Origin of the sequence: Streptomyces sp. NPDC002889 (assembly GCF_042888425.1) — a bacterium.
Classification (GTDB): Bacteria; Actinomycetota; Actinomycetes; order Streptomycetales; family Streptomycetaceae; genus Streptomyces.
In genome coordinates, this window is record NZ_JBIAPT010000012.1 from 224,402 (window position 1) to 245,041 (window position 20,640).

Annotated in this window: 18 protein-coding genes and 1 tRNA gene; 5 read left to right on the plus strand and 14 right to left on the minus strand. The window is 70.9% G+C overall.

Annotated elements, in window-relative coordinates; genetic code table 11:
• Window positions 1-2: 2 nt before the first annotated feature.
• The 3 genes from ACFYWI_RS20320 to ACFYWI_RS20330 all read left to right on the plus strand — a co-directional run bounded on the left by ACFYWI_RS20320 (window position 3) and on the right by ACFYWI_RS20330 (window position 4,068).
• Window positions 3-1,352 (plus strand): PP2C family serine/threonine-protein phosphatase, encoded by a 1,350-nt coding sequence (locus ACFYWI_RS20320; RefSeq protein WP_389234012.1) that lies wholly within the window; start codon window positions 3-5, stop codon window positions 1,350-1,352.
• Between the two features lie 93 nt (window positions 1,353-1,445).
• The gene (locus tag ACFYWI_RS20325; RefSeq protein ID WP_389234015.1) at window positions 1,446-2,804 is read left to right on the plus strand and encodes a VWA domain-containing protein; all 1,359 of its coding nucleotides are present in this window, start codon (window positions 1,446-1,448) and stop codon (window positions 2,802-2,804) included.
• A gap of 61 nt (window positions 2,805-2,865) precedes the next feature.
• The gene (locus tag ACFYWI_RS20330; RefSeq protein WP_389234018.1) at window positions 2,866-4,068 is read left to right on the plus strand and encodes an FHA domain-containing protein; all 1,203 of its coding nucleotides are present in this window, start codon (window positions 2,866-2,868) and stop codon (window positions 4,066-4,068) included.
• Between the two features lie 156 nt (window positions 4,069-4,224).
• Here ACFYWI_RS20330 and ACFYWI_RS20335 read toward each other — a convergent pair whose 3' ends face one another.
• A complete protein-coding gene (locus tag ACFYWI_RS20335) occupies window positions 4,225-5,220 on the minus strand; it encodes a methyltransferase domain-containing protein (protein ID WP_389234021.1) in 996 nt (331 codons plus the stop codon).
• 206 nt (window positions 5,221-5,426) lie between these two features.
• On the opposite strand from ACFYWI_RS20335, the gene ACFYWI_RS20340 reads away from it, so the two are divergent.
• Window positions 5,427-5,825 carry a globin gene (locus ACFYWI_RS20340; RefSeq protein ID WP_389234024.1) on the plus strand — a complete coding sequence of 133 codons (399 nt, stop codon included), beginning with the start codon at window positions 5,427-5,429 and terminating at the stop codon, window positions 5,823-5,825.
• Window positions 5,826-5,948: 123 nt separating this feature from the next.
• On the opposite strand, the gene ACFYWI_RS20345 is transcribed toward ACFYWI_RS20340, so the two are convergent.
• The 7 genes from ACFYWI_RS20345 to ACFYWI_RS20375 all read right to left on the minus strand — a co-directional run bounded on the left by ACFYWI_RS20345 (window position 5,949) and on the right by ACFYWI_RS20375 (window position 14,916).
• Window positions 5,949-6,626: a hypothetical protein gene (locus ACFYWI_RS20345; RefSeq protein ID WP_389234027.1), complete on the minus strand. Its 678-nt coding sequence runs from the start codon at window positions 6,624-6,626 to the stop codon at window positions 5,949-5,951.
• On the minus strand, window positions 6,623-7,063 hold the full coding sequence (locus tag ACFYWI_RS20350; RefSeq protein ID WP_389234030.1) for an acyl-CoA thioesterase: 441 nt from the start codon (window positions 7,061-7,063) through the stop codon (window positions 6,623-6,625). The genes ACFYWI_RS20345 and ACFYWI_RS20350 overlap by 4 nt, the downstream gene beginning before the upstream one ends.
• Window positions 7,064-7,078: 15 nt before the next feature.
• Window positions 7,079-8,743, minus strand: a complete 1,665-nt coding sequence (gene ettA, locus ACFYWI_RS20355; protein ID WP_389234033.1) for an energy-dependent translational throttle protein EttA — start codon at window positions 8,741-8,743, stop codon at window positions 7,079-7,081.
• A gap of 212 nt (window positions 8,744-8,955) precedes the next feature.
• Window positions 8,956-10,341, minus strand: a complete 1,386-nt coding sequence (locus tag ACFYWI_RS20360; protein WP_389234146.1) for an LAETG motif-containing sortase-dependent surface protein — start codon at window positions 10,339-10,341, stop codon at window positions 8,956-8,958.
• A 282-nt stretch (window positions 10,342-10,623) separates the two neighbouring features.
• The gene (locus ACFYWI_RS20365) at window positions 10,624-11,181 is read right to left on the minus strand and encodes a single-stranded DNA-binding protein (RefSeq protein WP_389234036.1); all 558 of its coding nucleotides are present in this window, start codon (window positions 11,179-11,181) and stop codon (window positions 10,624-10,626) included.
• A gap of 135 nt (window positions 11,182-11,316) precedes the next feature.
• Entirely contained in the window at window positions 11,317-13,266 is a 1,950-nt protein-coding gene (locus ACFYWI_RS20370) for a GTP-binding protein (protein WP_389234039.1), read from the minus strand.
• A gap of 6 nt (window positions 13,267-13,272) precedes the next feature.
• Window positions 13,273-14,916 carry a dynamin family protein gene (locus tag ACFYWI_RS20375; protein WP_389234043.1) on the minus strand — a complete coding sequence of 548 codons (1,644 nt, stop codon included), beginning with the start codon at window positions 14,914-14,916 and terminating at the stop codon, window positions 13,273-13,275.
• A gap of 315 nt (window positions 14,917-15,231) precedes the next feature.
• Here ACFYWI_RS20375 and ACFYWI_RS20380 point away from each other — a divergent pair.
• Window positions 15,232-15,304: transfer RNA gene (locus tag ACFYWI_RS20380), tRNA-Arg, on the plus strand.
• A 199-nt stretch (window positions 15,305-15,503) separates the two neighbouring features.
• Here ACFYWI_RS20380 and ACFYWI_RS20385 read toward each other — a convergent pair.
• The 6 genes from ACFYWI_RS20385 to ACFYWI_RS20410 are packed head-to-tail and all read right to left on the minus strand — an operon-like array spanning window position 15,504 to window position 20,626.
• On the minus strand, window positions 15,504-16,895 hold the full coding sequence (locus tag ACFYWI_RS20385; protein WP_389234046.1) for a tyrosine-type recombinase/integrase: 1,392 nt from the start codon (window positions 16,893-16,895) through the stop codon (window positions 15,504-15,506).
• Window positions 16,895-17,065 (minus strand): helix-turn-helix transcriptional regulator, encoded by a 171-nt coding sequence (locus ACFYWI_RS20390; protein ID WP_389234149.1) that lies wholly within the window; start codon window positions 17,063-17,065, stop codon window positions 16,895-16,897. The genes ACFYWI_RS20385 and ACFYWI_RS20390 overlap by 1 nt, the downstream gene beginning before the upstream one ends.
• 28 nt (window positions 17,066-17,093) lie before the next feature.
• Window positions 17,094-18,449, minus strand: coding sequence for a replication initiator protein RepSA (gene repSA, locus ACFYWI_RS20395; RefSeq protein WP_389234049.1), 1,356 nt, complete (start codon window positions 18,447-18,449; stop codon window positions 17,094-17,096).
• Complete coding sequence (locus ACFYWI_RS20400; RefSeq protein ID WP_389234052.1) at window positions 18,442-18,882, minus strand: ASCH domain-containing protein; 441 nt, start codon at window positions 18,880-18,882, stop codon at window positions 18,442-18,444. The genes repSA and ACFYWI_RS20400 overlap by 8 nt, the downstream gene beginning before the upstream one ends.
• Window positions 18,882-20,390: a DNA cytosine methyltransferase gene (locus tag ACFYWI_RS20405; protein ID WP_389234054.1), complete on the minus strand. Its 1,509-nt coding sequence runs from the start codon at window positions 20,388-20,390 to the stop codon at window positions 18,882-18,884. Before ACFYWI_RS20405 ends, ACFYWI_RS20400 begins: the two co-directional genes overlap by 1 nt.
• Window positions 20,390-20,626, minus strand: coding sequence for a hypothetical protein (locus ACFYWI_RS20410; RefSeq protein WP_389234057.1), 237 nt, complete (start codon window positions 20,624-20,626; stop codon window positions 20,390-20,392). The genes ACFYWI_RS20405 and ACFYWI_RS20410 overlap by 1 nt, the downstream gene beginning before the upstream one ends.
• Between the last annotated feature and the right edge of the window lie 14 nt (window positions 20,627-20,640).

Genomic DNA, 20,640 nt, shown 5'->3' on the forward strand with positions numbered 1-20,640 from the left:
TGATGTCGCAGATGCCACAGCCTGTCGCCGGGCCGAACTGCCCGAGCTGCGGGGAACCTCAGGCGCCGGGTGATCTGTTCTGCGGCGCCTGCGGGTACGACCTGTCGGCCGTACCCGCCGGGCGCGGTCAGGACCGCCCGACCCTTGCCATCGGCACGCCCGTTGCGTGGCCGGCCGCCGAGGCCGGCAGTGCGGGCACTCCCGCGTCGGCCCACCGGCCCGGCGATCTGCCGGGCACGGACTCCGACGGCGACCCGCTACCGGGCCCCGGCGTGCGCTACGACATTCCGCCGGGGCACCCGGCGGCGCCAAAGGCCTCCGGGGACTTCGAGCTGCCCGCACCCCAGCCGGGTACGGCCGTGGCCGCCGACCCCCGTGCCGCCGCGCAGCCCGCCGCGGCCACCGAGGCCGCCGCCAAGCTCTGTGTGGCGTGCCGGGCCGGACGGGTCGACACCGACGGCTACTGCGAGAACTGCGGTCATGCCCAGCCGCGCGAGCGGGACCACATGGAGCAGGAGCTCGGCTCGGTCGCAGCGGTCAGCGACCGCGGTCTGCGCCACCACCGCAACGAGGACTCGTTCGCGGTCTCGTCGACGGCCCTGCCGGACGGTTCGCCTGCCGTGGTCGCGGTCGTCTGCGACGGGGTGTCGTCGGCGACCCGCCCGGACGAGGCGTCCGCGGCCGCGGCCCGCGCCGCCAACGAGCAGCTGCTGGAGTCGCTGCCGCGCGGCACCCATCCGCAGCAGGCCATGCACGAGGCGATCGTCGCGGCGGCATCCGCGGTCAACTCCCTGGCGGCGGACGCCGGTCGGGGAGAAGCCATGGAGCACGACTCGGGCCGCCATCAGAATGCTCCCGCCTGCACGATCGTCGGCGCGGTGGCTGCCGGCGGTCTGCTGGTGGTCGGCTGGGTCGGCGACAGCCGCGCCTACTGGGTGCCCGACGACCGCAGCGGCCCGCCGGCGAGGCTGACCGAGGACGACTCGTGGGCCGCGCAGATGGTCGCGGCCGGTCTGATGAACGAGACGGAGGCGTACGCGGACGAACGCGCACACGCCATCACGGGCTGGCTGGGAGCGGACGCGTACGAACTGGAGCCGCACACCGCCTCGTTCAAGCCGGACCGGTCCGGTGTGGTCGTGGTCTGCACGGACGGCCTGTGGAACTACGCCGAGGGCGCCGACGAGATGGCCCGCGCGGTCCCCGCGGATGCCGCCGAACGGCCGCTGCACAGTGCGCAGGTGCTGGTCGGCCATGCGCTCGACGGCGGCGGCCACGACAACGTAACTGTTGCGGTGCTGCCGTTCGCCGTGCCGCAGCCGGGGGCAGGATCGGCCTACAGCACAGCATGAGCCCTGCCGAGTCGCCGCTGCGGAGGCCGACCCGCCCTGACCGATGACGTGTTGTTTCTCTCTGCCCAGGCGGAGTCCCGAGGAGCCGAACAGATGGCCGTATTCTCCAAGTCCCAGGTGCCGCAGTTCTCCGTCGAGGTGTACCAGAACGAGTTCCTTCCGGAGGGTGGCCGCGACGTCAACGCGATCGTCACCGTCACCTCCACGGGAGGCGGCACCAGCGGCGGCGTCCCGCTCACCGGGGCGTCCGCGTCCCCCGCGCACATACCGGGGCGGACACCGGACGCCGCCGTAGTGATCATGGTCGACTGCTCCGGCTCGATGGACTATCCGCCGACGAAGATGCGCAATGCGCGGGACGCGACGGCCGCCGCCATCGACACCCTGCGCGACGGTGTCGCCTTCGCGGTGGTCGCCGGGACCCATCAGGCGACCGAGGTCTTCCCGGGCGGCGGGCGCCTCGCCGTCGCCGACGCACAGACCCGCGCCCAGGCCAAGGACGCGCTGCGCCGCCTGAGCGCCGGGGGCGGCACCGCCATCGGGACCTGGCTGAAGCTGGCGGACCGGCTGCTGGCCACCGGTGACGTGGCGATCCGGCACGGCATCCTGCTCACCGACGGGCGCAACGAACACGAGTCGCCAGAGGATCTGCGGGCCGCCCTGGACGCCTGCGCAGGCCGTTTCACCTGCGACGCCCGCGGGGTCGGCACCGACTGGGAGGTCAAGGAGGTCACCGGCATCGCCTCGGCCCTGCTGGGAACGGCGGACATCGTCGCCGACCCGAGCGGTCTGGCCACGGACTTCACACAGATGATGGAGAACGCGATGGGCAAGGAGGTCGCGGACGTGGCGCTGCGGCTGTGGACGCCCGTCGGTGTGGAGATCAAGTTCGTCAAGCAGGTCGCGCCGGCGGTCGAGGAACTGACCGGGCGGCGCACCGAGGCGGGACCTCGGGCCGGTGACTATCCCACCGGCTCATGGGGCGACGAGTCCCGCGACTACCACGTGTGCGTACAGGTGCCCGACGCCGGGATCGGCCAGGAGATGCTGGCGGCCCGCGTCTCACTGATCGTTCCAGCGGCGGACGGCGGCGCTCCGCAGGTGCTGTCGCAGGGCCTCGTACGGGCCGTGTGGACGGACGACATGGCGGCGTCGACCTCGATCAATCCCCAGGTCGCGCACTACACAGGTCAGGCCGAACTGGCCCAGGTCATCCAACAGGGGCTGGAAGCCCGCAAGTCGGGCGATGTGGACGGCGCGACCGCCAAACTCGGGCGTGCCGTACAGCTCGCCGCGGACTCGGGGAATCAGGACACTGCGAAACTCCTTTCGAAGGTGGTGGACGTCGTCGATGCGGCGACAGGTACTGTGCGACTGAAGGCAAAGGTCGCGGAGGCGGACGAGATGACCCTCGAGACGCGCTCCACGAAGACGGTTCGCGTCAAGAAGTAGCCTGCAACAGCACGACGTACAGCGGCCCAGAGGCCGGACGAGGAGAGGGGGAAGCGCCGACATGCCGACCTGCCCGAACGGACACCAGTCGGGTTCCGACGACTGGTGCGAGGTCTGCGGCCATCGCATGGCGCCTCCCGGCGCTCCCACGGGCGGATTCCCGCCTCCGCCCGGGTACGGCTACCCGGGCCCGGGTGATCCGAACGCGACCGCTCAGGCCGAGCTCTGCCCGCAGTGCCGTACGCCGCGAGAGGCCATGGCTCCCTTCTGCGAAGAGTGCCGGTACAACTTCCTCACCAACACGGCGACGTCCTACACGCCCGTCGCACCGCCCCCGCAGCAGTCGGCCGGGCTGAACCTCCCGCCGGGGTTCCAGTCGGGCCCGCCCGCGCCGCCGCGCCAGGGGCCCCCGCCGCCGCCCCAGCAGCACGACGCGTACGAGTACCAGAGCTCTCGGCCGTCGCAGATGAACCGGCCCGCCGAGCCGCTGGGCCACGAGCCGCCCGGCCCGCAGCAGCCGCCGCAGGCGTTCCAGCAGGGTGGTCCGCCACCCCCGCCGCCGTACCAGCAGCAACCCGGTCCGCCACCCCCGCCGCCGTACCAGCAGCAACCCGGTCCGCCGATGCCGTCCGCCTTCCAGCAGCCGGCTCCGCCCGCTCCGCCGCAGCCGCAGCAGACTGGCGGCGGTGACGACTGGATGCTGCCGCCTCCGTCGGGCACCCAGACGCCGAACGGGCCAGGTCCTGGTCCGCAAGGTCCGCAGGGCTACCAGGGTGCGCCGCCGTACCAGCAGCAGCCCCGGCCTCAGCAGGGTCAGCACCCCGGACAGCCGCAGCAGCCGCAGTACCCGTCCGCTCCCGCGGGCTGGACTGCTGTGATCGGCCCCGACCGGGAGTACTTCCTGGCGATGATGCAGCGCAGCGGCCCGGAGGCGACCGGGCTGAATCTGCCCGCGTACTCCCCCGAGCAGCATCTGCCGCTCACCGGCAGCCAGATCACGATCGGCCGGCGCCGCCACTCCACGGGCGAGTCCCCCGACATCGACCTGTCCGTGCCGCCGGAGGATCCGGGCGTCTCGCATCAGCACGCGGTGCTGGTGCAGCAGCCCGACGGTTCCTGGGCTGTCGTCGACCAGAACTCCACCAACGGCACCACGCTGAACGGCGCCGAGGACCCGATCCAGCCCTATGTCCCGATCCCGTTGAACGACGGCGACCGGGTGCATGTCGGCGCCTGGACGACGATCACCGTCCGCCGGGGCTGAGTCCGCGGAGGACACCGGCCGCCTTGGACAGGCTCTTCCTGTCCAAGGCGGCCGTTCCCGTCCGGGCCGGGCTCTTCCCGTCCGGGCCGGGCTCTTCCCGCCCGGTCGGCCGTGCCCGCCCGGTCGGCCGTGCCCGTCCAGGCCGGCCGTTCGCCTCTAGGCCGGCCGTTCCCGCCCTCCCCCGAGCGGCCAGATGTACGGGCCCTCCGGGTCGTCCAGCCACGCCCACTGGCGGTCTCCGCAGACGGTGACCCCGAAGCGGTTGCGCTCCGGCCGGCGCTCCCGCTCCCACAGTGAGAGCGCCTCATGCGGGTCGAGGCTGCCCGACGTCAGCGTCAGCAGGAAGCGGAAGAGATCGTTGTCGCTCACCCGGCGGGGCACCCGGCCGGTCCGTCCCCGCACGGGCAGCGCCCCGCCGCGCAGTGCCACGAAGTACGCCGACGTCCGCAGAAAGCGGCCCTCGGCGCTGCGGGCGGGCCCGTCACCGGTCACCCGCAGCGCGATCAGCCCGGTGGACAGCGGGGCCACGATCCGGGCGCCCGGACTGCACTGCGGCAGCCAGGCCGACGGCACGGACGGCAGGGTGCAGGTCGCGATGACGCAGTCGAAAGGCGCACGCTCGGGGCAGCCGCGCGCCCCGTCCCCGGTGACCACGGCAGGCCGGTAACCCGCCGCGGCCAGATGCGAGCGGGCCGCCTCGGTGATCTCCGGGTCCAGGTCCACGCTGGTCACCGCCCCGTCCCCGAGCCGGTGCGCGAGCAGGGCCGCGTTGTAGCCGGTGCCGGCGCCGATCTCGAGCGCAGTGTCCCCGTCGGTGACCTCGAGTGCGTCCAGCATCAGGGCCATCAGCGAGGGCTGGCTGCTGGAGGACAGCAGCTCGCCGTCGCGCACCCGGGTGGCGAGCGGCCCGTCCTCATAGGCACCGCGCAGCCAGCGGTCCCGGCGCACCGGGTCGGGGTCCTCGCACCACAGACGTTCGTAGGCACCCGCGCGGGTGTCGAAGTAGTACGGCACGAACAGATGCCGGGGCACCTCTTCGAACGCCGCCCGCCAGGCGGGGTCGGTCAGTCCGCCGCCGGCCACGATCTCGCGCACCAAGGACAGCCGCTCCTCGACGGCGGCTGCGGCGAACGGGTCCGGGACTGCGGCCATGCCTCCACTTTCCTGCGCTGCCGCCCCGGAGGCGAGCCGCCCGCAGGCCGTACGGCTGCGGTGGTCCCGGCCGGTGGTCCTAGGGCCGGGGTCCTCCGCCGGTGCGTCTGAGACCATGGACGGGTAGCGCATTCCCCGGGGGCCTGCCCCGGACCCCGGCCGTCATTCTCGGGGCCGACCCGAGACATATTGCGAGGCTCATCCAGTTGAACGAGATTCCGCACGGGACACTTGAGGAGCAGACCTTCTACGAGCAGGTCGGCGGCGAGGAGACTTTCCGGCGTCTCGTCCACCGCTTCTACCAGGGGGTCGCCGACGACCCGGTGCTGCGGGCGATGTACCCCGAGGAGGACCTCGGTCCGGCCGAGGAGCGGCTCGCGCTGTTCCTGATCCAGTACTGGGGCGGCCCCCGCACCTACAGCGACAACCGCGGCCACCCGCGGCTGCGGATGCGTCATGCCCCCTTCACCGTGGACCAGGCGGCGCACGACGCCTGGCTGCGGCACATGCGGGTGGCGGTCGACGAGCTCGGACTGTCGGAGGAGCACGAGCGGAGGCTGTGGGGCTATCTCACCTATGCCGCGGCGTCCATGGTGAACCGGTGACCCCGCGACCGCCTGCCGCAGCCTCTTTCACCGCCTGACGGCGGCCCAGAATCTGGCGCTGCCCATGCAGTTGCCCCGGACGACGCCGACAGGCAACCAGGGCGCCTGCCCGTCGGTCCGCCGTCAGCCGGCCTGGCGCGGGGTGACGCTCAGGGTGCCGAGTCCGCCGGTGCGGACGGCGACAGACCCGAAGGGTGTACGCAGTCTGAGCCAGACGCCGGCGGACAGCAGCGCGACCGGAACTCCCGGACGCAGAAAGCCGAGCGACTGCGCGGCATGTACGGCGCGCAGCGGCAGCCCGGTACCGCCGACGGTGCGCGACCAGATCTCGCGCCCGATGCGGTCCCGCTCGGCACGGGTGCGGCGCTCGGCGGGCAGCGCTTCGTCGCGGGTACGGAACTCGGTGACCGCGGCGGCCACCGCGCCGTGCATCGCGGCCACTTCGGGCAGGCCGGGCAGCTCGCGCCAGCCGCCGCGCGGCGGCAGCACGCCCGCCCACGGCGGCCCGGTGACGGCGGCGGGCACGGTGACATCCGCCCCGCCGAGGGATTCCAGCAGTTCGCCGGCCGAGACGGTCACATCCAGCTCGACGTCCTCGCCGAGCCGTGCCGTACGGATCGCCAGCACCTCGAAGGAGGGCGGGCGGCCGAACACGGCGAGCGCGCCACCGCCCGCCTGAAGCCGGACCGCCGCGGCGCGGTCGTAGTGGATCAGCCGCGCGAGGAAGGCGGCGAGATCCTCCGTCTCCCGATCATCGGCGAGACGCAGGGTCTGTACGGGCAGTGGCGCCGATGCGGTCATGCGACGAGAACACCCTTGGCGTCGTCGTCCAGGTACTGCTGGAGGAAGGACTTCTCCTCCGCGGTGATGCGGCGCGGCCGGGCGGCCGCCAGGTCGTAGGGCACGACGATCGTGGAGGCGCGTACGTACACCTGCCGCGGGTCGTCGGCCTCCTTGACCTCGTAGGCGATCGTCAGTGAGGCCGCGCTGATCTTCGTCACCCACGACTCGATGATCACCGGCTCGTGCCGGTGCACCAGCGGCCGTACGTAGTCGATCTCGTGGCGGGCCACGACGGACCCGCCCGAGAACGACGGTGAACCGTCCCCCGGCGCCAGCCGGAACATGAAGTCGATGCGCGCCTCTTCCAGATACCGCAGGAAGACGACGTTGTTGACATGCCCGAAGGCATCCATGTCCGACCAGCGAAGGGGACAGCTGTAGATATGGCGGGCCATGACGATCCTGGTTCCTCAGCCCCGCGTGAGCTTCTTGTAGGTGGCGCGGTGCGGACGGGCGGCGTCCGCACCCAGCCGCTCGACCTTGTTCTTCTCGTAGGACTCGAAGTTGCCCTCGAACCAGAACCACTTGGAGTCGCCCTCGTACGCCAGGATGTGCGTGGCGACCCGGTCGAGGAACCAGCGGTCGTGGGAGACGACCACGGCCGCACCCGGGAACTCGAGCAGCGCGTTCTCCAGGGAGGAGAGCGTCTCCACGTCGAGGTCGTTGGTGGGCTCGTCGAGGAGCAGCAGGTTGCCGCCCTGCTTGAGGGTCAGCGCCAGGTTGAGGCGGTTGCGCTCACCGCCGGACAGGACGCCGGCCGGCTTCTGCTGGTCCGGGCCCTTGAAACCGAAGGCGGAGACATAGGCGCGGGACGGCATCTCTACCTGGCCGACGTTGATGTAGTCCAGCTCGTCGGAGACGACGGCCCACAGCGTCTTCTTCGGGTCGATGTTGCCACGGCTCTGGTCGACGTAGCTGATCTTGACGGTGTCGCCGACCTTGATGGAGCCGGCGTCCGGCGTCTCCAGACCCTGGATCATCTTGAACAGCGTGGTCTTGCCCGCGCCGTTCGGGCCGATGATGCCGACGATGCCGTTGCGCGGCAGCGTGAAGGACAGATCGTCGATCAGGACCTTCTCACCGAAAGCCTTGGAGAGGTTGTTGACCTCGACGACGACGGAGCCCAGACGCGGGCCCGGCGGAATCTGGATCTCCTCGAAGTCCAGCTTCCGCATCTTGTCGGCCTCGGCGGCCATCTCCTCGTAGCGCGCGAGGCGGGCCTTGGACTTGGCCTGACGTCCCTTCGCGTTGGAGCGGACCCACTCGAGCTCTTCCTTGAGCCGCTTGGCGCGCTTGGCGTCCTTCTGGCCCTCGACCTTGAGACGCGAGGCCTTGTTCTCCAGGTAGGTGGAGTAGTTGCCCTCGTACGGGTGGGCACGGCCGCGGTCGAGCTCGAGGATCCACTCGGCGACGTTGTCGAGGAAGTACCGGTCGTGGGTGACGGCGACGACGGTGCCGGCGTACTTGGCGAGGTGCTGCTCCAGCCACTGCACGGACTCGGCGTCCAGGTGGTTGGTGGGCTCGTCGAGGAGGAGCAGGTCGGGGGCTTCGAGCAGCAGCTTGCAGAGCGCGACACGGCGCTTCTCGCCACCCGAGAGGTTGACGACGGGCCAGTCGCCGGGCGGGCAGCCCAGCGCGTCCATGGCCTGCTCCAGCTGCGCGTCGAGGTCCCAGGCGTTGGCGTGGTCCAGGTCCTCCTGGAGCTTGCCCATCTCCTCCATCAGCGCGTCGGAGTAGTCGGTCGCCATGAGCTCGGCCACCTCGTTGAAGCGCTTGAGCTTGCCCATGATCTCGGCGGCACCGTCCTGGACGTTCTCCAGGACGGTCTTGGACTCGTCGAGCGGAGGCTCCTGGAGAAGCATGCCGACGGAGTAGCCGGGCGAAAGGAAGGCATCACCGTTGGACGGCTGCTCAAGGCCGGCCATGATCTTCAGCACGGTGGACTTACCGGCGCCGTTGGGGCCGACCACACCGATCTTCGCACCGGGCAGGAAGCTCAGCGTCACGTCATCGAGGATGACCTTGTCGCCGTGCGCCTTGCGCGTCTTGCGCATCGTGTAGATGTACTCAGCCAAGAGAAACCGTCCGGCAAGCAGTGGGTGGGCAGATACACCCATCTTGCCGTACGTCCGTCCCTCGGCGAAAACCGCCCGTGCCCTCCACGCCCGCGATCTGCGCGCCCGGCCGCAGGGTCGCCCCGCCCGGCTCCGCGCACGCGGCCGGTACGCAGTCACCTCGCGTACCGGGCCCGTCACTCGGCACAGTGACCCAGCGTGCCGTCACGTGCTCACTCGTCGGCGGTCGTCGCCTTCTTCCTGCGGAGGAAGAACACCGCACCGCCGCCGACCAGGACCAGCACGATCGCGATACCCGCGATCACCGGGGTGGCGCTGGAGCCGCCCGTCTCGGCGAGGTCCCCCTCGAGGCCCGCGGACACGCTGCCGGCCGCGGCCGGGCTGGGCTGCGACGAGAGCGCCTCGGTCCCCTCCCCAGGAGCACCGGTGGTCCTGCAGTCCAGCACCCCCTTGAAGTTCTTCTGGAATCCGTCGGGCCCGGTGATCGTGAAGTCGTACGCCTGGTCCTCGGCGACCGGGATGGTCACCGTCCGTGACTCTCCCGCCGCGATGGTGTGCGTGAAGCCCACCAGCTCGAAGGTGAACGGGGCGTCACCCTTGTTCGAGGCCGTGATGTCCACGCCGCCCTTGGCGCAGTTCTTCCTGGCGGACAGTGCGGGGATCGCGCCCGCCTTCGCCCAGGTCGCCGTGGCGTGCGCGGCGACGGTGGACTCGCTGGAGCCGGCAAGGATCTGTGTCTGGCTCTTGGTGACCCCGGCGAACGCCCGGCCCACCGGCACCGAGGTGGTCGCCCCGACACTCAGCGTCGCCGACCCGTCGACGGCCCCCTCGGGAACGTCGAAGTACAGCTTGCTGCCGTTCACGGCGGAGGTGACCGGCTTGCCCGCCCCGTCGGTGATCTTGATTCCGCTGGCTGCCGCGTCGGCGGGCGGCGCCACGGTGACCTGTCCTGCGTCGGTACGCACCGTCACCGGCCCGAGCCGCTCCCCCGCCCTGCCGGAGACCGCGCTCGGCTCCAGGCTCAGCGATGCCTTGGGCTCGGCGGTGGCCCTGGCCTGCTGGTGCAGCCAGTCGGCGAGCTTCTCCGCATGCGGGTCGACGGCGTCGACATCGGCGCCGTCCGAGTAGCGCCAGATCGCGACCTGCGTGCCGGCCGCGGCCGTCTGCTCCGACAGGGGCCCGGTCCCGGCCTGCTCGGCCAGCGCCGCCAGGTCGTCTATCTGCGGGTAGGAGTGCTCCAGGATCCACCGGAGCTTGCCGGCGTTCCCGTTGCCGCCCAGCGAGGTCTGGCTCCAGGGGGTCTCCAGGTACTTGGCCTGGTCCTGGGTGGGGTTGTGGATGTCTGTGCAGTAGGTCTTCAGCCGGCCGCCGCCGTCGACCGTCATCTCGAAGAGCCCGGCGGGGATCTGGTGGCTCTCGCCGTTGGTGTGCAGCACGGCCTGGTCGAAGGTCTTGAGCCCGTCGAGAGTGGCGACCGCGCCGCCCTGGTGCTGGGCGCCGTCATCGGCGGCGGCCATCCCCGCGCCGGCGAGGGAACCCGTCGCGATCAGGCCCGAGAGCACGGCCGCGGCGGCGAGCCGGCGGGCGGCGCCCCGCATGCGGACGACAGGCGCAGAGAACACAGCAAACACAGAATTCCCCTCCGGGCGAGACCTTTCGCGCGGGGCGCGCGGGCGCTGTGACGCGTGGGGGGAGTGCCTCGCCTGCAGACTCAAGTGCCCCGTGAGTACTCGGGAATCCTATGGACGGCACAGCGCCGGCTGCCCCGTCATACCGTCAGACAACCATTCCGAATCGGAATCGTTATCCCCCGCCCGGCCGTTCGCCTCCGTACACCCCTTTTCCACGCGACTGGGCCGACAAATCTCCACAACGTCCGCTCATGGCACGGGAACCGGCGCGGCGGCCACCTCGTGATGCTCCGTCACAGCGGGACGTCCGGTCCGATCGACACGGCCCTCCCGCCCCGGGTGTCCTGCCTGGCCCGACTGTCCCACCCGTCCGGCGCGTCCCGCCTGACCAGGGCGTCCTGCCTGGCCAGCGTGTCCCGCGCGACCAGGGAGTACCGCATTCGGCTCCGCCTTCACCACCCGCCGGAATGCCGAAGTACCGCGGGTCAGATCGTGCCCCACCGCCACCGCGTCGATGTCGACAAATGTCCTGCGTCTGCCGTCCCCCTCCTCCTCGCGCACCTTCAACCGACCGTGAACCAGAAGCGGTTCACCCACGGACACCGAACCCGCCAGATTCATCGCCAGCGCCCGCCATGCGAAGACCGTGTAGAAGCTGGTGTGTCCGTCTGTCCAGATTCCGCTGCCGCGATCCCACCGCCGCGACGGCACCGCGAAACGAAATCGCGCCAGCCCGCCCGTCGCCGTTTCCCGGTACTCCACATTCGTGGCGACATTCCCCACCACCGTCACCATGGTGTCGTTCATGACGGTCACCTCCCCGTCCGGTTGCAGTCCGGTTGCATTGAGCCGGTCACCGCGGACCGGTCGTTCTCCATGCTGGACCGGACGGGAAGAACCTGCTGAGCCCTGTGGACAACGGAGCGGTTGTGGACAATCCCGTCACCCGAACGATGCCCCGGTCCGGGCAACGGCCCCGACCCCGGCCCGCCCGGCCCTCCCGGGCCCCACCCCCGGCCGTGTGGGCCCCGACACCGTGGCGTACTGCTCCCGCACCTCCCGGTACCGCATGAGCTCCGTCGCGATCGGATCGAGCACCTTCGCCCGCCCGCACGCGGCTGCCGCCTCCTGCAACCGTCTTTGCACATCCTGCCCGTACCGACGAGCCGGCCCCCGGGCCGCCGCCGCGCACGCCCACTCCACCAGCGGACCACCCACGATCCCCGCGAGCATCACCAGCACCGGCGGCACCAGACCGGGTTCCAGCACCCCGACGATCTGGCCCACCAGCCACAGCCCGCCGAAGATCTGAAGCAGCGTCATCGCCGCCTGTGCCATCACCGCGGCCGGCCACCACGCGGGCCGCTGCGGCCTCCCGCCGATCGCCTCGGCTTCACGTACCGCCAGCTCGTCCAGCGCCTCCGGAAGTCCTTCCGCCCCGCGCACCGCCGCCTCACGCACCGCCTGCCCCCATGGACCTGGCAGCCCGTGCGCCGCCTCGTCCGCGACCGTACGGACCGCCTGCTCGACCCGCTGCCGTGCCGTCAACTCCTCCTCCGCCGGAGCCGGCGGCTCCACCCGGGCGGCGCTGGGCATGCGGGTGCGCTCGTACCAGCGCCACAGCCTCAGCCAGGGAGTACCGCACGCCCGCCCGGCGTTTCGGAACCACGCGCGCTCCGCCGCCTCACCGGCCGCCGTGGCACCGATCGCTTCCGCCAGCCGGGCGGTGAAGTCCTGGCGGGCCCGTTCCCCCAGGCCGTTGTGGCCGCCGGCGACGTACACCGCCCGCAGCTTGGCCGCCGCCGCGTCGACGTCCGCGCACAGCCGGCGCGCCGCCGCGCTGCGCTCCTGCACGAACGTCCCGATCATCTCCCGCAGTTCGCCGACCCCTTCGCCGGTCAGCGCCGACAGCGGCATCACGGTGGCCCCCGGCTCACCGTGCTCGCCGACCGCCATGCCGTCCTCGTCGAGGAGGCGGCGCAGATCGTCGAGCACCTGGTCGGCCGCCTCGCCGGGCAGCCGGTCCACCTGGTTGAGCACCACGAAGGTGACCTCGGCATGCCCGGCCAGCGGGCGCAGATAGCGCTCGTGCAGAGCGGCGTCGGCGTACTTCTCCGGGTCGACGACCCAGATCACCGCGTCCACCAGCGCCAGTACCCGGTCCACCTGCTCCCGGTGCCGCACCATCGCCGAGTCGTGGTCGGGCAGATCGACCAGCACGAGCCCGTGCAGCTCCTCGTCGCCGTCGCCGCCGGCCAGCGGCTTGCGCCGTAGCCGCCCGGGAATCGCGAGCCGGTCGAGCAGCCCTGCCGCTCCGTCGGACCATGTGCAGGCGATGGGGGCAGAGGTGGTCGGCCTGCGCAGCCCGGTCTCCGAGATCGGTACCCCGGCGAGCGCGTTGAACAGCGTCGACTTGCCACTGCCGGTCGCCCCCGCGATGGCGACGACGGTGTGCCTGGCCGAGAGCCGCTGGCGGGCCGCGGCCTCGTCGAGCACCCGTCCGGCCTCCGCGAGGGTGCGTCCGTCCAGCCTGGTCTGAGAGAGCCCGAGGAGTTCACGCAGGGCGTCGAGCCTGACCCGTAGCGGCCCGACGTACGCCCCGCCGATGGGCAGCTGCTCCTCGTCCCCGATGAGCTCCTGGTCGCTGCCTTCCGCTTCCCCACCGCCGCCGTCGTCGTGCCGGTCCGCGCGCCGTGCGATGAGCCCGTCGTCCCAGCGGCCCCCGCCCGCCTCTGCCCCGTTCGCGTCCGCCACCGCCGCGGTCACGTACGCCACGGCGTCGTCGATCACGGCCGCCTCATGCCCGCTCCCGCCGGACGCGCGCCTGCCGGCCGCGCTGTTACCGGCCGCGCTCTCGCCGGCCGCGTTCTCGTCGTCAGTGATGGCGGTCATCCGCGGTCACTTCTCCTTCTGCAGTTGGGACAGCGCGGCGATCAGCTCGGCCTGCGGCTCGGGGGTCACCTCGAGTGCGTCGAGCGGCGCCAGGCGCCGGTCGCGTTCGCTGTGCAGTACGCGGTCGATGTACGTCGTCACCAGCTCCCCGCCCTTGTCGCGCAGCCGCAGCGCTCCCTGCGCACCGATCCGCTCGGCCAGCTGCTCGCCCGCGCTGCGCGCCCGCCGCCCGCCCAGCAGCGCCGCCGCGACCAGGGCGGCCACCGTCTCGGGGTCGGGCGCGGATTTGCGCTCGAGCCGCCGTACCTCCTCCTCGGCGAGCTCCTCCAGTTCCCGCCGCCAGCGGCGTACGGCCATCCCGATCCGCTCCCCCGCCTCGAGATCGAGCCGGCCGTGCTCGTCGAGTGCCCCCGCCGCGGGCTCGCGCCGCCACGCCTCCTGGATGTGCTCGTCGGCCGCGGCGACCGCGCACTGCAGCAACGCGGCCAGGCCGGCGACCAGGGAGTCCAGCAGCTCGTCCGCGGAGCTGTCGCGCGGATAGCCGCGCCAGCGCGTCCTCGCGTCCCCGGCGAGCACGGCACCGGCCTGCAGCTGCCGACGCACCCGTTCGCGCTCCTTCTCGTACGCGTCCTCGACCGCGCCCGTGAGCCGTACGGCCGCCGCGTACTGAGCGGCCACCGCGCCCGCGAGCTCGGGCATCCGCCTCTTCAGGGACGCGATCACGCCGCCCGCCGTACGCGCCATGACCTGCTGCCGCGCCGCCGGATCCTGCGCGCGGTGCGCCAGCCAGGAGAACAGCGGCGCGACGGCGTTGGCGGGCAGCAGTCCGTTGCCCCCGCCCGTGGACTCGGGCAGCTCCGGGATCGTGAAGCGCGGGACATCACCCAGCCCGGCCTTGGTCAGCAGTGCCGCGTACTGCCGCGACACCTCGGCGAGTACCTGGTGCGGCACCCGGTCCAGCACCGACACGAGCGTGGCGTCGTACTCCTTGGCGGTACGCAGCAGATGCCACGGCACGGCGTCGGCATAACGCGATGCGGTGGTCACCATCACCCAGACGTCGGCGGCACACATCAACTCGGAGGCCAGCAGCCGGTTCTCGACAACGAGCGAGTCGATGTCGGGGGCGTCGAGGAGGGCAAGCCCGCGGGGCAGGGAGGCGGCAGTCTCGACGCGCAGCGAGTTCTGCTCGGCCCGGGCCGCCCTCGTCCGCGCTCCGGGCGTGAGGCCACGAGCCCGCTCCCGCTCCCGCTCGCGTGCGGCCTCGGTCTCGTTCTGAGAGGGCGGCCGGACGCGGGTGAGATACGGCAGGATCCGCTGCCCGGCGAACCAGTGGTGATCGTCGGGATGGCACACCAGCACGGGCGTACGCGTGGTCGGCCTGAGCACCCCCGCCTCACTGACGCGGCGCCCCACAAGGGAGTTGACGAGCGTGGACTTCCCGGCCCCGGTGGATCCCCCGACAACAACCAGAAGCGGAGCTTCGGGCTCCTTCAGCCGGGGCACGAGATAGTCATCGAGCTGGGCAAGCAGTTCGTCACGGGTCTGCCTGGCGCGTGGAGCACCAGGCAGAGGAAGGTGGAGACGCACGGCGGCGACACGGTCGCGCAGGGCGGAAAGTGCGTCGATGAGCTGAGGCCGTGCATCCATGGTCACCACATGCGAAGAATGCCCAATTTTGGCGCTTTTTTGAAGCGTATGGCCTTCTCTGCGCGCCGATCAGACAGACGGGACACACGGGATGAGTGGGACGCAGGCATAACGAGTGCACAACACCCGAGACCTGAGACGTCAAAAGCCGTGCGGGAATCGCACCTGCCTGCGATTATCGGTTCGCTTCACCGAACCTCCACATCGTGCCACGCAGGTGAAGCAACCGGGCCAAGGCGATCGGAGCCCTATCCTTGTCCCGGCAAGGTCACGGACCACCCGAGTGGGGCTCCAGGCCACCGAGGCCACCATCCGGCCCCCGTAGCTCAGTGGATAGAGCAGGCGCCTTCTAAGCGCTTGGCCGCAGGTTCGAGTCCTGCCGGGGGCGCACAGCGCACACCAAGATCGGCCCTCCTCCCGGGAGGGCCTTTTTGCTGGTCAGGGGCACCCTAGCGGGTGGGCGGTAGCGGACGCGTAAGCGCCGGAACGCCCTCAGTGATCACGAGGACGGTCCGGCGCTGTCCGGCTGTCACCGGGTTTCTGCGGGTGGCCCTGTCGAATACGTGTCGAAGTTCTCGGGGGGTGGCTCAGCGATCTTCCGTCAGGTCGGGGAGGTCTCCCCCGGCCTCGATCCGCTTCTGGTGATCCCTGAGCTGACCGGAGATGCACCGGGCATACGTGGCGAGCAGGACCGGTACGCTGTTGCCTGCCCACTCGGCGACCTGTGCTGGCGGTATACCCGCGTTGAGCCACGTCGTCAGGCAGGTGTGGCGGAGGTCGTAAACGCGCTTACCAAGGGGCGAGGCGAATTCCTCGGGCGGTAGGACTTCCTTTCGAGCGGTCCGCCAGGCGCGGCGGAATACCGAGCCGGACAGGATGTCCCCGTTCTCCCCAGGGAAAAGCAGGTCTCCTGGCTTCAGTGCCTCTGCCTCTATGTGGTCGCGAAGGATGCGAGTGAGCGCCGGGCGACAGGGCACCACGCGGGTGTCGTCCTTGGCCCTGCCCTTCAGTCCGCGCTCCTCGTGGACCTCGCCGGTGTCGGTCCATCGCTTCCCCACCTCAGGCTGCGCGGTGTGGATCAGCAGCTCGCCCCACTGGTCTTCCTCGTCCTCGCCAGGTAGCCGTGCGTCCAGGACCCGCATGGCGACGGCCTCCTCCGGCCGCGGTCCCGTGTAGTACAGCGTGGCAAAGAAGGCGTGCAGCCGCCGGCCACCACGAGGACGACGCCAAATCCAGCCCAGCAGGCCAGCGGCGTGGTCCGGGTTGATGAGGCACCGCTTGTCCACGGCTGACGATGTCTTGGGGGTAGTCCCGCGTCCCTTTGGCAGGGGATTCGAGCGCAGGGTGCCATGCTTCACCGCGTACTCCATGGCCACGTTCAGAATCCTGCGATTGCGCTTGATCGAGGAGGCTGCTGCAGTAGAGCCGTCCAGCTTGGTCGCGAGAGCGTGGAGCACGTCCTCGACCCGTCGAGGATCCTCCCAGGCCGCCATGGACTCGATGTTCCGCTCCACCCACCGCAGGATGGTGGACACCTCGGGCGGTGCGTCAGCGCGGCGGTTGGTGTTGAAGGCGAACTCACGCAGCGCAGTCCGCACATCGATGGGAGCGAAGCGACTCGGCAAGGGTGTGCGTAGGAGGGCGATGGTTGTCGTCATCAGTGCCTTGGCAACGTTCTTACGGTTGTTACCAGACGTACGGCGCCATTGAGCATCCGTGAACTGGAGCGCGAAGTTGTACCAGTTGACCGTGCTCGCTCCAGACTGGTGGGAGACCGGTAGCCCGGTGGTCAGGCTGAAGGCTTCACCGCGGCGCGTGGCGGAGATCAGGTCGGAGCGGAACGAGTCGGCCAGGGCCGAAGTCCCAAACGTCTCGCGGTACGCCTTACCGGCGACCACCCAGCGCACGGTGTAGCTCGTCTTGCGCTTCCCCTTGTAGGCCAGAATCTTGTAGATCCGGACGTCGAAAGTCGTTTCCATCAGGCCGTGTCCTCCTGACCATCGAGCCAATGGTCGAGTTCAGTCCGACGGACCCGTAGGTCACCGTTCGGGAGCTTGATGCAGCGCGGAGCACGCCTTTTCGCACGCCAGTCGTAGAACGTCGATCGCGAGATCCTCAGTTCTTTGCAGACCTCAGCGAGGGTGAGCATCCCGCTCGATCGGGCTGCTGTCGTCACGTCACACCCCCTCCCCCAGCGTCATGGCTTCACGGGCGGTTTCTCGGTTGAGGCGGATGTCTTCGGCGATGGATGCGGCGAGGGCGGATTCGCCGGGGGTGTGGCCGTGGCCGGCGTAGCGCCAGTCGGCGAGGACGAGGGTAGTGTCGGGTTCTGGGAGGCCGAGGACTTGGCGTTGTTCGTTGGCGCGGTAGTCGGCGCGGACCTGGCGGCGTTCGGTGAAGGTGGAGGAGTAGCGGCGGGACTTGGTGAGGAAGTGGCCGCGGAAGCCAAGCATGTGCGCCCAGGCCCACAGCCTTCGTTCGGGGTAAAGCGGGTCGAGGTCCCAGCAGGCACGGATGAGGCGTCGGGCGTGCTCAGGTACGCGGTGCTGGTCGAGTTCGGCGAGTTCGCCGATGCGGCGGTCGAGGGTGCCGGTGGTTTCGGCGGCCTTGGTGGCGTACTTGGCCACGTAGGAGGCAACTGCCCCTTCGCTGATGTCGCTGCCGTCGTCGAAGGCGCGGATAGGGCGGATGTCGAGCTGGGTGCCCCAGCGCAGGGTGCGTGCGGGCTGGTCCTCGGCGGCGGGCACCTTGGCGGTGACGTAGGGGTGGGCGGCGGCAGCCTCGATGCAGCGGATGAGGAGTTCGGTCGTGACCCACCTGGGCGGCAAGGTGGCGGGCCCGTCGGGTCCGTCGATGCGGATGACGGCGTGGAAGTGGATCGCACCGCGCTTTTGGAATTCGGCGACCTTGTTGAACGACAGCCGGGCAGCCTCCTTGAACGCTTTCTGGGTGAGGCCGGCGGAGGCGGCGAGTTCGCGGCGGAGCCGGTTGATGAACCGGTGCCACAGCTCGCCTGCGTGGTTGTTGAACAACACCGTGCCCGCGTAGTCGTACGTCTCCGGGTCGAGCGCAGCGCCAAGGGCGGGATCGTCGGCGGTGTGGCGAGTACCGCAGCGGCAGCGGCCGGTGTCGGGGATGTTGTGCACGCGGCCGAAGGACGGGGCGGTCAGCGTCGCGAAGACCCGGGGCCGTTCCCGTACGGCGGCCGGGATGTTCATGGCGGTGTCGCCGGACAGGCCCGCGCGGACGAGGCGGTAGGCATCGCCTGCGTAGAGGTAGGCGCAGGGCTGGCAGCGGGAGGCGCGGCGGTTGCCGCAGGCGATGCGCAGTCGGCCGCCGGGCTCGTCCTCTGTGGAGTACGTGTGCAGAACCTGCCGAGTCGTCTTGTCGCGGGTGAGGGACCATCCGGTGAGGTGGATGGGCTGTGCACATCCACCCGTCTTGCGGATCTGGTCTTGCCAGCGGTCGAAGTCGGGGGCTGAGGCCACCCTGAGCAGGTCGCCCAGGGTGGTCGGATCGAGCAGGTCAGGCACGGGCAGCCCCCATCGCGTCGACGAGCAGTGGGGAGGCGAGCAGGCCCCGGGGCGGGGTCCACAGGCCGCGGGCACCGGGCCAGGGCAGCGGCTCGGCGAGCGGGACGACGGTGGACAGTCGCCAGTGCCAGTTGCCGCGTGCGGACCAGAGGGTGCACCAGCCGTCGTCCTCGTGGCAGCCGTCGAGGCGGGCGACGGCGACGATCGCGCCCTTGGGGTAGGGGCGGCGCAGGAACGGGCGGGCCAGCGGCGCGTCCTTGGCGTTCGGGTCGGTAGTGCGTCCGGCGTGGATGAGGACCAGGCCGCGGTGATCGGTGGGCCAGGTGCGGTTCTCGATCCGCTTGGTGCCGTAGGCGATCGCGCTCGCCCATGGCTGCCACAGCGTCAGCGCCAAGACCTCGGGTGCGGCGGCCAGTTCGTAGGTGTGGGGCATCAGAGCACCTCCAGGAGGGCGGATGCGATCCACTGGGCGACGTTGGCGGGCACGGCGTTTCCGGCCTGCTTGGTCTGCTCGCCTCCGTGGCCCATGACGGTGTAGTCGTCGGTGAAGCGCTGGGCGCGCAGGTGCTCGCGGGCGGACAGCATGCGGAAGTAGCAGTCCTCCACGTCGATCTGAGCGGGGGTGCTGTCGGTGCCGAGGACTAAGCCGGCCGACTCGCGGGTGGCGATGGTGTGCAGCGGCGTCCTGGTCGTGGTCGGGCCACCCTTGCGGTAGGGGATGACCAGGCCGTGGTGGTTGCCGCCGGCGGTGATGGCGGCCAGCGGATCGCTGACGCCTCGGGTGGTGGAGCCGCCGCCTCGGTGCTCGGTGATGAACGGGCCGGGCACCAGCAGGGCTTCGCTCTCGCGGGTGGTGCGGGTGCGCATGGGCACGGTGACGGTGGCGGCGTCGGTGTTCCAGCTGCCGCCGACGGGGACCAGGAGAGGCGGTATGGCGATCCCGTCGCCGATCCGGACGGTGCGGGTGGGCAAGGGGGCTGCGAGCGCAGGGAAGGCGCGGCCGTCGCCTTGGTCGCTGTGGTTGACGGTGACCACGGACGGGACCCGGTGCTTGTCCACCCCGAGACGGATCTTGCGGAGGGTGGATAGGGCGAGGGGCTTCATGCCCTTGGTGGGCCGGTCGCCGATCCGGATCCCGGGGTCGGTCCAGTTGATCGCGCTGGCTGCGGGGCGTACGTACGGTTCGACGATCCGGTGACGGCAGCCGGGGTTGGGGCAGCGGAAGTCGTACTGCTGCCGGTACTTGCCGATCTTCCGGCCGTTGCGCCAGGACTGAACCGCCGACACGTCCTGTTCGCAGCCCGAGCACCAGGCGGGCGGGCGGACATCGAGGTTCGCTGCCCGCAGTTCCCGGCGGGTGAAGACGATGAAGATGCGGTCCCGCCACTGCGGGGCGTGCGGGTTGTCGTCCGCTCCGATGTGTGCGGCGGTGACGGACACGATCTGGTGGCGGAAGCCGAGGATCTCCCAGGCCTGGAGCCACCAGGAGAACAGCGGCCAGGCGGTGGCGAACCGGGGGACGTTCTCGCACACGACGGCGTCGAAGTTGTGGACCTCGGCGGCGCGCAGGATGTCGTAGGCGGTGGCCCTGGTCCGCTCCCACGCGGCGTCCTGGATCGGCCCTTCCTCCAGGAGATCCAGTTGTCCTGGGGTGGGCGGGGGCTTGGGGCGGCTGATGCCGTCGGCGGGGCTGCCCTCGGTGCAGATCGGGGAGCCGACCAGGACGCGGGCCTTGGGCAGTCGCCGCATGTCGTAGTGGTCGAGATCCACGCAGAGGTGTTCTGCCTCGGGGAAGTTGGCGGCGTGCGTCTCGACGGCCCGTGCCCAGTGGTTGGCACCCAGCACCACGTCGAAGCCGGCCCGGCGGAATCCGTCGGAGTCGCCGCCCGCGCCGCAGAACAGATGGATGGAGGTCGGTCGGGAGGTGGCGGATCGGCGCATCACCGGTGTGCCTCCCGCCCGGACGAGGACACAGCGAGCTGGTGAAGATGCGCACTCGGGCGGCGGGTGGTGACGAGCCAGTGGGGGGCGGTGCCGGTGCCGTGGCAGGCCGGGCAGACGACGGGCAGCGTGGCGCGGATGCCGTCCTGGTTGCGGGTGCCGGTGGTGACGGCGACGACGGGGAAGCCGTCGCAGTCCGGGCAGATCCGGGCAGCGCGAGCCGCATTGTGGGTCATGATGGGCGTTCCCT